Annotated in this window: 12 protein-coding genes and 1 pseudogene; 1 reads left to right on the top strand and 12 read right to left on the bottom strand. The window is 44.7% G+C overall.

Features of this window, described 5'->3' with window-relative positions:
* Positions 1–75: 75 nt before the first annotated feature.
* From DXA57_RS16675 to DXA57_RS16690, 5 genes are all read right to left on the bottom strand, one after another.
* Positions 76–2,100: a beta-galactosidase gene (locus DXA57_RS16675; protein WP_117768387.1), complete on the bottom strand. Its 2,025-nt coding sequence runs from the start codon at positions 2,098–2,100 to the stop codon at positions 76–78.
* 178 nt (positions 2,101–2,278) lie between these two features.
* The gene (locus tag DXA57_RS16680; protein ID WP_117768388.1) at positions 2,279–3,679 is read right to left on the bottom strand and encodes a sodium-dependent transporter; all 1,401 of its coding nucleotides are present in this window, start codon (positions 3,677–3,679) and stop codon (positions 2,279–2,281) included.
* 256 nt (positions 3,680–3,935) lie between these two features.
* Positions 3,936–4,085, bottom strand: coding sequence for a hypothetical protein (locus DXA57_RS17250; RefSeq protein ID WP_158571356.1), 150 nt, complete (start codon positions 4,083–4,085; stop codon positions 3,936–3,938).
* Positions 4,086–4,221: 136 nt separating this feature from the next.
* On the bottom strand, positions 4,222–5,178 hold the full coding sequence (gene guaA / locus DXA57_RS16685; protein ID WP_334294771.1) for a glutamine-hydrolyzing GMP synthase: 957 nt from the start codon (positions 5,176–5,178) through the stop codon (positions 4,222–4,224).
* 579 nt (positions 5,179–5,757) lie between these two features.
* A complete protein-coding gene (locus tag DXA57_RS16690; RefSeq protein ID WP_117768390.1) occupies positions 5,758–7,101 on the bottom strand; it encodes an MATE family efflux transporter in 1,344 nt (447 codons plus the stop codon).
* A gap of 343 nt (positions 7,102–7,444) precedes the next feature.
* On the opposite strand from DXA57_RS16690, the gene DXA57_RS16695 reads away from it, so the two are divergent.
* The gene (locus DXA57_RS16695; RefSeq protein ID WP_117768391.1) at positions 7,445–7,903 is read left to right on the top strand and encodes an Lrp/AsnC family transcriptional regulator; all 459 of its coding nucleotides are present in this window, start codon (positions 7,445–7,447) and stop codon (positions 7,901–7,903) included.
* A gap of 32 nt (positions 7,904–7,935) precedes the next feature.
* On the opposite strand, the gene DXA57_RS16700 is transcribed toward DXA57_RS16695, so the two are convergent.
* The 7 genes and pseudogenes from DXA57_RS16700 to DXA57_RS16730 form a co-directional block, all read right to left on the bottom strand.
* Positions 7,936–8,601 carry a hypothetical protein gene (locus DXA57_RS16700; protein WP_117768392.1) on the bottom strand — a complete coding sequence of 222 codons (666 nt, stop codon included), beginning with the start codon at positions 8,599–8,601 and terminating at the stop codon, positions 7,936–7,938.
* 97 nt (positions 8,602–8,698) lie between these two features.
* Positions 8,699–9,256, bottom strand: a complete 558-nt coding sequence (locus DXA57_RS16705; protein WP_117768393.1) for a TetR/AcrR family transcriptional regulator — start codon at positions 9,254–9,256, stop codon at positions 8,699–8,701.
* A 169-nt stretch (positions 9,257–9,425) separates the two neighbouring features.
* Entirely contained in the window at positions 9,426–9,806 is a 381-nt protein-coding gene (locus tag DXA57_RS16710) for a GNAT family N-acetyltransferase (protein WP_243005826.1), read from the bottom strand.
* Positions 9,730–9,960, bottom strand: a complete 231-nt coding sequence (locus DXA57_RS17610) for a DUF6219 family protein (protein ID WP_117768394.1) — start codon at positions 9,958–9,960, stop codon at positions 9,730–9,732. Before DXA57_RS17610 ends, DXA57_RS16710 begins: the two co-directional genes overlap by 77 nt.
* A 63-nt stretch (positions 9,961–10,023) precedes the next feature.
* Positions 10,024–10,932 (bottom strand): radical SAM mobile pair protein B, encoded by a 909-nt coding sequence (locus DXA57_RS16720; RefSeq protein ID WP_117768395.1) that lies wholly within the window; start codon positions 10,930–10,932, stop codon positions 10,024–10,026.
* Complete coding sequence (locus DXA57_RS16725; RefSeq protein ID WP_117768396.1) at positions 10,920–11,609, bottom strand: radical SAM mobile pair protein A; 690 nt, start codon at positions 11,607–11,609, stop codon at positions 10,920–10,922. The genes DXA57_RS16720 and DXA57_RS16725 overlap by 13 nt, the downstream gene beginning before the upstream one ends.
* Positions 11,606–11,953: pseudogene (locus DXA57_RS16730) on the bottom strand (MarR family transcriptional regulator); the annotation flags it as partial. The gene DXA57_RS16725 and the pseudogene DXA57_RS16730, both read right to left, overlap by 4 nt.
* Positions 11,954–12,009: the final 56 nt, after the last annotated feature.

The following is a 12,009-nucleotide window of genomic DNA, read 5'->3' on the forward strand; positions in this document are numbered from 1 at the left end:
CGGGTCCCAAGTTCAAAAGCCTTATCATGCAAGCATGAACGGCTTTTTGACCTTTTGACCCTGGCATCATGCAGATTACAGTTTTTCTTTCAGAACTACCATTCCCAGAGGCTTCAGTTTCGCTTCTGCATCGCCGAATATGCTTTCAAAAGCGCCTTCCGGCAGTGGAAGTTTCACCGCATGATCCGCAAAATTCTGGTAAAAATAATAGCGCACGGTGTCGTTCTCCCGTGTGGTCACCTCCAGTCCTTCCGGAATGACGCCGGTGACAGGCGCTTTGATAGATTTTTCTTTCATCAAGGCTGCAATAAAATCATCGTAAAAGGCTTCTTCCGCATCGGCTGCGATATAACAGGCGGTTCCTTTTCCGTATGTATTTCTGGTAAGAGCTGCATGACCGGTATAAAAGTCGTCAGCGTAAACCATGACAGGCTCCGCACCGTTGACTCTCACCAGATCGCAGAGATAGCGGCAGCTATAGCTCTTCGTAAGCCCCAGATCATTGCCGCCCACCGGGATCAGATGATTTTCTTCCCAGTCATAAAGACCGTCGATTTCTTCGCTCCGAAGTCCCAGCACATCCATAAGCCCGTAAGGTACACCGTCCAGATAACAGCGGTCTGTTTCATCGGCAATACCGCTCCAGTACGTAATAATGAGTGTTCCACCATTTTCTACAAAGGCTCTGACTTTTTCCGCGAAGCCTTCCCGGAAAACATAACCCATGGAAATAGCCAGCACTTTATAACCCTCCAGACTGCATTCTTCATCCACAAGATCCACATTCAGCCCCAGTTTGCGGAAGCCGCCGTACATTTTGAGCAGAGCCTCATGATGATGAAGACCTTTGTTTCTCGGTCCCTGGCTGTCTTCCATGGCCCAGTTGCTGCTCCAGTCATAAAGAAGCGCTGCCGGACTGTCCACCCGGCTGCCTGCCACTTCACGGATCACCTTCAGTGTATCTCCCACCTCGGTCACTTCCTTGAAAACCCGTGTATCATTTCCGCCGTAATGATCGATAACGGCTCCGTGGAATTTCTCGGAAGCTCCCCGGCTCTGCCGGATCTGGAAATAAAGAGCGCCCTCTCCGCCGTGGGCGATGGGCTGCATGGACTGGGCAAAAAGGATCCCCGGTTTTTTCAGCTTACTGATGCCCTGCCAGTTGGTAGAGGAAGGGCAGGATTCCATCTGGAAGAACGGTTTCCCCTTCAGAGAACGCATCAGGTCATGGCACATGGCGTTATCCCTGGCCACAGCGATATCCTTTGCCTTTCCCCAGGTAGGATAAGTATCCCAGGAGACCACATCGATGTCTTTCGCCATCTTGAAATAATCCAGACCATCAAAATAATACATCAGGTTGGCCGTTACCGGCAGTTTACTTCCGGCATCCCGTACTGCCTGGATCTCCCAGCGCATGAAATCACGGGTCTGATGCGTGACAAAGCGTTTCCAGTCCAGATTCAGCGCATGAAGCTGCGTTTCGCCGATCTCAGAAGGGCTCTCGATATCGTCAAAGCTCTGGTAAGTATGACTCCAGAATGTCGTGCACCAGCGGCTGTTGAGATTCTCAATGGTCTGATATTTTTCCTTCAGCCAGTCACGGAAAGCGGCCTGGCAGAGAGGACAATGGCACTCTCCTCCATATTCGTTGGAAATATGCCAGAGGATCACTGCCGGATGATTTCCGAAGCGTTCCGCCAGTTTCTGGTTGATGATCCGTACCTTTTCCCGGTAAACCGGCGATGTATAGCAATGATTGTGTCGGGTTCCAAAAAGCTGCCTTCTTCTGGCTTGATCCACCCGAAGCACTTCCGGATATTTATCAGCCAGCCATTTTGGACGGGCACCAGAGGGTGTCGCAAGGATCACGCGGATCCCTTTCGCATAGAGCCGGTCAATCACCTCTTCCATCCAGTCCAGACGGAACACGCCCTCTTCCGGTTCCAGGGTAGACCAGGCGAAAATACCAAGGCTCACTACATTGCAGCCGGATTCTGCCAGCATTTCCACATCTTTTTCCAGAATATCCGGTCGATCCAGCCACTGATCCGGATTGTAATCTCCGCCATGAAGAAGCACATCTGTTTTAAATTCCATTCGTTGATCCTCCTTTTTACCCAAACATTATAACTTCAGCATAGCAAAAAGCCCTTGCATCCGCAAGGGCTTTTCTGTTCAGAAGCACTTTTTTTCTCTATTTTCTCTATAGCAGCTTTCCGGGTTCATTCGTAACACTGATAACCGGATATCTGCTGCAAAACCATCTTGTCCCGCATCAGAAAATGAGATCTGCAAATCCGGTGGATACGAGGAACAGAATGAGCATGACAACCGGTACTGCATAGCGGATCATAAAGCGATACAGACCTGCCCGTTTGAAGTGTTCTCCATTTCGTTCCACTTCCCCTATGATCCAGTCCGGCCCGATCACCCAGCCGATCAGAATACTGGTCAGAAGGGAGATAAACGGCATCAGGAAGCTGTTACTGATATAATCCATCACATCGAGCAGCTGTCCCACCGATCCGTTCGGAAGTTTCAGCTCAAAGTAGAGTTTATTATATCCAAGACAGATCAGTACGGCAGTGACGAGTGAATAAATACCTACTGCTCCACACATTTTTTTCCGCGGTTTGTGATACAGTTCCATACAGTTTGCAACCAGTGTTTCCATAACGGATACACAGGAGGTCAGTGCCGCAAATCCCATCATCAGAAAGAAAGCGATCGCAGCCGGACGCCCGAATACGCCCATGGCATCAAACACCTTTGGAAGTGAAATGAATACCAGACTCGGACCGGAAGCCATTCCATCCTTTCCAAGGAAGACAAAGACCGCAGGTATGATCATCATTCCTGCAAGAAAGGCAACACCTGTGTCAAAAATCTCGATCTGATTGGTCGCTTTATTCAAATTCACATCATTTTTCACATAAGAACCATACGTAATCATGATCCCCATTGATACGCTCAAAGAAAAGAAGAGCTGGCTCATCGCATCCAGAAGGATCTCCAGGAATCGTTTTACGGTCAATCCCTGAAAGTCTGGTTTTATATAAACAGCCAGCCCCTGCAAACCGGTACGAACGGTGCCATCCGCCTCTGTATGAGACAGAGTCAGGCAAAAGACTGCAATGATCACGATCAGAAGGATCAAGCCAGGCATAATGATCCTGGAAAATTTTTCAATTCCCTTTTCCACACCGCGAAATACGATCCAGGCGGTTAATGCAAGGAAAAGCAGCATAAACACGATCGGTGCAAGATCGGATGTGATAAAAGATAAAAAATATCCATCCGCTGCGGCAGCTGTTCCATCAGAAACAATATAGATAAAAAAGTACTTTACGATCCAGCCGCCAATGACAGAATAATAAGTCATGATCAGAGCCGGAACCAGAAAGGTCAAATGGCCCAGAAACCGCCATTTGGGATTGAGCTCTTCAAAAGCTCTCAGTGCATTTTTCTTTGTTTTTCGCCCGATTGCAACATCCGTGGTCAACAATACAAATCCGAATGTCAATACCAGTACCAGATAGATCAGAAGAAACAGACCTCCTCCGTCTTTGGCACAAAGGTACGGAAATCTCCAGATATTTCCAACTCCTACAGCACTTCCGGCAGCCGCAAGGACAAAACCTATGGAGCCGGAAAAACTACTTCCCTTTTCTTTCATCTTAATTTCCCTTCCAGTATATTTAATCAAACGCCATGGCATTTCAGCCCAGCAGTTCTATTTTAAACAAAATATCGGTAAATGCAACAAAAAAAGTTTTGTTCGCTGAAAGAACAGAGTTTTCCGTTCATGCGGTCTTCGGTTGCCCTTGGGCCATTTTCTCTCCGGATGCACATTTGTAAAAACAGACAGTTCCTCATCTATCACGGTGTTATCCTTTATCAGATGCAGGTTTTGCAGGGTTAAGATGGCTTTATCAATTCCGATATATTTTTTTTCCTTCTTTAAAGGAATAATACTCCCCACCTGCATTTTCCCGCATATAAATATCAGCAGACGGATTTACCGATGCAAATTTCATGAAACCGCCGGAGTGATCGTAATGTCCATGACTCATCTCACTCATTACTTTTTCCTCCCCGTTTCTCGGGCGCCCTTGACATACCATTGACTCCATGATGCCACATAAACAACGGGCTGAACAGCAAAAAATGCCATTCAGCCCATCATACTGAGAGGTTCACACAGAATCATTTACCAATTTATTCAAACTCCACCGTTCCTGTCGGCTTCGGTGTGAAATCATAAAGCACACGATTGATTCCGGCAACTTCATGGGTAATACGATCTGTAATATGAACCATCAGTTCATGCGGAAGTTCTGCAACAGTTGCAGTCATAACATCCGTTGTACATACCGCGCGAACGATACAGCACCACTCAAAAGCACGTTTTCCATCTTTGATTCCGGTTGATCTGAAATCCGGAACAACCGTGAAATACTGCCAGATCTTTCCTTCCAGTCCATTCTTCTCAAACTCCTCCCGAAGGATCGCATCAGACTCACGTACTGCTTCCAGACGATCACGGGTAATAGCACCCGGACAACGAACGCCCAGTCCCGGTCCCGGGAACGGCTGACGATAAACCATGCCATGCGGCAGACCAAGTTCATCACCAACAACACGAACCTCATCTTTGAAAAGAATTCTGACCGGCTCTACCAGTTCAAAATCCATATCCTCCGGAAGTCCGCCTGCATTATGATGAGCCTTGATTCCTTCCTCAGACTCAAGAATATCCGGCCAGATTGTACCCTGTGCCAGGAACTCAATTCCTTCCAGTTTTCTTGCCTCTTCAGCAAATACTTCAATGAATTCTCCGCCGATAATTTTTCTCTTCGTCTCAGGATCTTCCACTCCTGCCAGTTTATTCAGGAAACGATCGGTTGCATCCACATAAACAAGATTCGCATTCATCTGGTTACGGAACACTTCTACTACCTGCTCCGGCTCGCCTTTACGAAGCAGACCATGATTTACATGAACACATACCAACTGCTGACCAATTGCCTTGATCAGAAGAGCTGCAACAACAGATGAATCTACTCCGCCAGAGAGAGCCAGAAGAACCTTCTTATCTCCCACCTGCTCTTTGATCAATGCAACCTGCTCTTCAATAAAAGCCTGAGCAAGCTCTGGTGTGGTAATTCTTTCCATATCAGCCGGACGTCTGATTTCCGTAACATTCATTTGAAATTCCTCCCTATTCTTTGACGTTTTTATTAATCCTATGTTGTCTCATGCCAGACTGCTTCTGGCCTCCTGATAAACACAATGATATCTTTTGCCATTCTTTCATGGCTCTGATTTTCTGTCTCTGACTCACTGTCATTTTATTATAACCATAGCTTAGGTGTTACGCAACTATTTTTTTGATAGCACTGCATTTTTATCAGTTTCTCTACAGATATTGTAAACAGAGAAAATTCGCAAAAGACCACAAGTCAGTAAGACTGTGCTTTCTTTTTCGGCTTCACTCTCCAGAATACCACATTCAGACCATCCTGGTATATTTCTAATTCCTGATATATTTGTGATACTTCCCGATAAGCGTATTTCTACGGCAGTCGATCAGTGTCGTTTTTGACATGCTTTTTACTTGCGATTTTTGGCTGGTCTATTCCTGTAGAAGCAATGAAGCCGATGCTGGAGTTGATTTCGATCCCGCATCGGCTTTGTTAAATTGCCCGAATGATTCTGTTTTTAAATGATAGAATGAATCTTACTGTTCCGTTGTTATCGAGAGGAAACCACCTTATCAGCCGGCCATGATTTTCTGAGCGCCACATAAGAAATCAGAAAATTGGCAAGCCAGCCAGCCGGTACAGCAAGCCAGACAAATGCAATACCAAAACGCGGTGCAAAAATCAGGGCAACTGCCAGGCGGATCGCAAGATTTACCATATTTGCCATAAGAAACGGCCGCATGATCCCGAGTCCGCGAAGGACTCCATCGGTTGCCATCTTGATCCCCATGAAGATGAAAAAGTAACCGAGCCATCTCATATAATCCCCGGACACCTGATATGCAAGAGCCGTTCCATCTTTACCCAGAAACAGCGAAGAAATCTGGGTGTGCAGGGTTTCAATGACTATGAAAGCAAGGACTGCAAAGCATAGATCCAACACCAGTGCAGCGTGATATCCCTTTTTGATACGTTCGATTTTTCTGGCACCAAGATTCTGGGAAACATACGGCGAAACCGCATTTCCAATGGATACAAATATCAGTGAAAATACATTCTCCACTCTCATCGTTGCTGAATAACCTGCGAGTGCCTGTGTACCGAATGGATTTACAACTGCCTGTACGATCATCATACCAATGGACACGGTGGACTGCTGGAGAACCGACGGTACGGCAATCCGAAGCATGGAATGTAACTCCAGCCTGTCAAACCACTTGAAATGGCTTTTATATCGACGCATCCGGCAAAAGAAGATCAAAAGCGAAAACACTGCGGAAATCCCCTGTGCAATGAGAGTTGCAAGTGCTGCACCGAACACCCCCAGCCCCAGGCCGGCCACCATCCAGAGATCCATAAATATATTCAAAACAGAAGAAAATATCAATAGCCCCAACGGAATCTTCGATTCACCGATGGAAGTAAACATCGTCGAAAGGATGTTGTACATAAACAGGAACGGAAATCCTACAAAATAAACCCGGAGATACAGTACTGCTTCATCCAGAATATCAGCCGGTGTCTGTAATAAACGCATCATTGAATGGGAAAAGCAAAAGCCAAAAACACCCAGAACTATGCTCAGGATCAGAAAGCTGATCAATGATGTCGATACAATTGTTTTCATTTTGCTGTAATCCCTAGCTCCAAAATAGCGGCTCACGAGCACACCGGCTCCGACACCGGCACCCAACGCCACACAAATGAAGACATTCGTAAGGGCAGCACAGGCGCCGACAGCCGCAAGCGCTGAGGAACCTACAAACTGACCAACAATAATGGAATCAGCCATATTATATACTTGCTGAAAGAAGCTTCCCAGAATCATGGGCATTACAAAAACGGTCAACGCTTTCAGTGGCGTATCTGTGATCAAATATTCATCTTTTGACATTATCCTATCCCTCCAGAAAAGAAAACTCCACTGTTCAGAACAGTAAAGCGGACATTCGCAATCCGCTTCGCTACTTGCTCATGAACGCAGTCGCTTCTCGATCTGTCAGTGGGAGCTTTCAACTCCCACTGACAGAAGCATCCCCCCTCACCCGCCGCTTAGTGCTCCGCGCACTTGAATCTGGGGAATCCTTATCCGCGTTCAAAACGCAAGTTTTAAACTCCGTTTCGTAACAATTATATGTATATACGGCAAGTAAGTCAAGCTACCGTTTACTTTTAGTAATACAAATGATATGATATTTAAACAAAACATTTGGATATCATTTTACAGGAGGGCACTTATGTACCTGGACGGTTTAGATGAACTGGATCAGAAGATCATCCGGTTACTTATAAAAAATGCACGTATCTCTTACTCTGATATCGGTGAAGAAACCGGTATTTCCAGAGTCGCCGTAAAAGCCCGGATTCAGGCTTTGGAGAAAAAAGGCGTGATTGAAGAATATACAACCATCATAAATCCGCAAAAGATCAGCGGTGCTGTATCATGCTATTTTGAGATTGAGACAAAACCAGACCAGCTGATGCAGGTGACAGATTTATTATACAAGAATGATATCGTCACGCAGATTTACCGTGTCACAGGAAGGGACAAGCTTCATGTACATGCCGTTGCTTCATCAAGTGATGAAATGGAACATTTCCTGCACAATGTCATTGATACGCTGCCTGGCATGATCAGCTGCAGCTGCAATATGATTTTATCACGTATTAAGGATATCAAAGGCTTGCGGCTATAGAAGTCAGATAAAGGACTGCTTTAGCAAAAAAGTTACGCAATTTCTTTTTTCATTGCCTTGTAACCGATCAGCACGGTCCATACATAGGCACAGGTTTTGGGGATCATCAGCATACCGATCATCGGAATGACATCTGCCCACAGCACAACCGGAATATAGAAAGCAAAACTCAGAACGATCGTCAGCCACATCCAACGGAAAGACGGATCCTTATTCTCTTTGGCACTTTTATAGAATAAAACAATAATCAGCAATCCCATCAGTGCGAACGGAATGTTACGGTAGATCCCCCAGGAAAGCGGAGCAGCTGCGCTGAGCCAGTCATTCTGCGGCATCATGCACAGAATAATTCTTAATCCTGCAAGGCCATAGACAGCTGCTGTAGTTGCTTTATGACCTTTGATCTGATAACGCGTACGCCAGATGTGATAGAGCACTACATAAAAAATCGTCATGGTGACAGAAGTGATCCACTTACCTAAGCCCAGCTGTACGGTAAAATTCTCAAGGCCGGTTGTACAGAGTGCCCATGCACGGGGAACCAGGTGAAAGGCATCTCCACTGCCCAAAAGAACTGCCATGATTCCAAACATGGTAAACTGACGGTTTCCCTTGCTTTTACGGATCATTAGAATTCCGATGGTGATCACCGAGATCAAATACACAGCATCAAATAACGTTTCTACAATTGCCTGCATGATAAACATCCTTTCTAATTTTGATTTTTATAATTCAGATACATGAACATTGTTCATTTTGGTTCAAAAATTTTCCCACACATCTGTGGGAAAATTTTTAATATAATGTTTTATTGATAAGCATCAGCACAGAGGAAGGATCATAATCCTGACGGGTTATTGCTACCAGGATCAGAGAAAACAGGATGTCTGCAAACTGATTTTCTGTAAATTGTTGATCGAACACATCCGGACGGATCTTCAGATCATTCTTCAGAACATTACACAATCCATTCTGGATATGCCCCCAGGTTTTCATCATCCTTTTTTTTCCATCGTTTTTTTCTTCTCTCATAAAGCTGAAAGAGTGCAGGGAAAAGAAACCCGGGAACTGCCTATTGCCATACTCTAACCGTTCATAGATCCATGAGATACAGGCTGCAGCATCATGAAATATCTGTTCGTCCTCAGGATGAAAAAAGATTTCCTGCCAGATACTCTCGATCGTATCACCAAGTAAGTCCGCCTTGGATTCATAGTAATTATAGATCGTACCTGATGAAACAGAACATCTGGAGGCAAGTGCCCGTATACTTACAGCAGCCCAGCCATTTTCTTTGATCAGTTCTCTACTGGCAGCCAATATGTCTTCTTTTGAAGTTGCAAGATGATTCACCCTTCCACCTCCATATCTTATCTGCTTATTTTCGTTTATGATGAACACTGTTCATTTTGAAAATATACACCGTTCTGAATGCTTTGTCAAGACCTGTTTAACGTGTATACATCTTTATTCTGTTTCTCATTGTGAAAAGTATAAGAGATATTATGTCTGTCATCTGTTGTTATTTCAATCCTGCCTCCTTATATTTTTCCAGTCTGTAATGGTGTTCATCATCCAATTCCTTAACACCATTTTTGTAATCATATCCAAATTTTCTATAAAATTCCGTTGCTGTAATGGATGCCGGTATCTCAATTCTGCTTGCTCTTACATAAAATTCATCCGTTTCTAATGTATTTATGATTTTTCTTCCAACACCCTTTCCATGAAATTCCGGAAGGACAAAAATGGATAAAAGGATACTTTCTGTTTCACTCCCCCAAAAACTTGAGATAGCACCTGTTCCAACTATTTTTCCATCAAATTCAAAAACATACATATGCGCATAACTTGCCACATTCAGAACCTTTTCCACATCGTAAACCTTTGCAAGTTTTTCCATTGCTGACATGACCTGTATAAATCGCCATAATCATACAAAGCAAAGAACTTGCCGCAAAATATTTATGGCTTGATTTTGTTCCTTTATATCCAGTATAAAATGTTCCTAGCATCGTTAACAATGCTCCGACAGACCAATATTCATGAGCTTTCATTCTAACATCTCCCTTTGTGTTAATTTTAATATGTACCTTTTGATAAAATATGCAAACTGAAAGTTAGCGATTTCTTTTTCCGGTATTCTCTGTCCCACGGATTTCCTCATGATAGAAATAATCTACGATCACCGGATGCCCCTGCTGGACTTTGCCATAAGGCATTTCATTATCCACAAAGGCACAATCATACTTTTTAGCCATTTTCTCAGCTTTTACTTCAAGTGCTTCAAAGTAGCTGCGGTTATGCTTGTTATAGATCTCGTCGTAAAGTGGTACAAGATCAGGATATTTTCCGGCGATATAATCCATAATTGTCTTTTTGAAACCGCCTCGAAGATTGAGATTTTCGAGCCAGAACAGATCGCACTGATCCTTTACCCGCTCAAAGATTGCTTCAAAATTCGTGATACCGGGGAATACCGGGGATACGAAACAGACTGTACGGATGCCTGCCTCATATACCTGCTTCATAGCAGCGATACGGTGCTCAATGCTCGAAGCAGAATCCATATCGTTCTTGAAATTTTCATCTAGTGTGTTGATCGACCATGAAACGGTTACACGTCCAAGCTTCTTCAACAGATCAATATCCCGTACCACAAGATCCGACTTTGTGCAGATCAGAATATCTGCGTCACTGCCGATCAGCTGCTCTAGAAGTTTTCTGGTATTCCCGAATTGCTCCTCCTGTGGATTGTAGCCATCTGTCACAGAACCGATGACCACCCGCTGTCCGGCATATTTCTTCAGATTTTTAATTTCCGGCCAATGCTTCACATCAAGGAAAGTGCCCCATTCCTCCTTGTGCCCGGTAAAGCGCTTCATAAAAGAAGCATAGCAATACTTGCAGGCATGTGTACAGCCCACATAGGGATTGACCGAGTAACCGCCTACCGGCAGACTAGACTTAGTCATGATGTTCTTTGTTTCCACCTCACGAATGAGGATTCCATTTATTACTTCTTCCATGATTTCTGTACCTCTAACACTTTATTAAATTCTTCCGGCATTTCCTGAATCATATTTTCATCCCCTATGATAGTGACAAGGTCTTCCTTCATAAACACCGGAATGGCGAGCTTATGTGCCTGGTCCGTCAGAGACCATGCCCATTCCGGCTCCGTATGAATCTTCCTACTCTGAGCTCCGGTCATGGTGCCGACAACGATCCAATTGATTCCGGAAAGGTCAACTGTGCCGGGATCATCGAATAACGGCTCAAAGGTAACATGGTAATGTTTTGCTCTGACGTTTTTCCGAAGGGCGTCGATACGCCACCGTTCTACTTTCCTCGTCACCGTAACGCCAAACCATGCGTTTTCCAGATCGGTATCAAAATCCAGCAAATCAGGTCGCTTGGTAAGGAACAGGAACTGATGCTGTGGATTTTCACGAATCTTTGCAAATACCTCGTCTCTCCATTCCGGCTTCCATCCAGAGAGATCGCTCATGCCGGTAAGAAGAAAGTTCTGCGGACGTTTCTTTTCCATCATCTTGAGCTTACCCGGAAAGAATTCAGGGTCAGCGAAATCATCAATCATATGCCAGCGTTTCACGTTGTTGCGGGCATAGCAATATGTACACCCCACTGTGCAGCCAATGACGATATTCATGTTCTGAATCTGATCTTTGATACAAATACTCATGACTTCTGCCACTCCTCAAGATTCTTTCTGATGCGGTCGAGGCATTCCTCAAACCGGGTAATTTCTTCCTCTGAAAAACCTTTGTAGTAAATACTGCCCATCTCATCAGATACAGAATCGTACTCGCCCTTTAAGGCATGTGCTTTCTCAGTCAGAAACAGGAGCGTTTTCCTTTTGTCCGTTTCAGACTGAACACGGCTTATCAGCCCTTGATTTTCCATTCTTTCCAGCATCGTAGTAAGAGATGTTATCGCTAATCCGCATTTAGTCGAGAGTGACCTGATTGAAATACCATCCTTCTGCCACAGCACATAAAGAATACGCCCCTGGGCTCCATTAAATGCAAATTCCGGCTCATCTGACCACGCATTCCGCTAAGAACTGATCGGTCTTTCCGGAT

The organism is Blautia sp. OF03-15BH (genome assembly GCF_003463065.1).
Lineage (GTDB): Bacteria > Bacillota > Clostridia > Lachnospirales > Lachnospiraceae > Limivivens.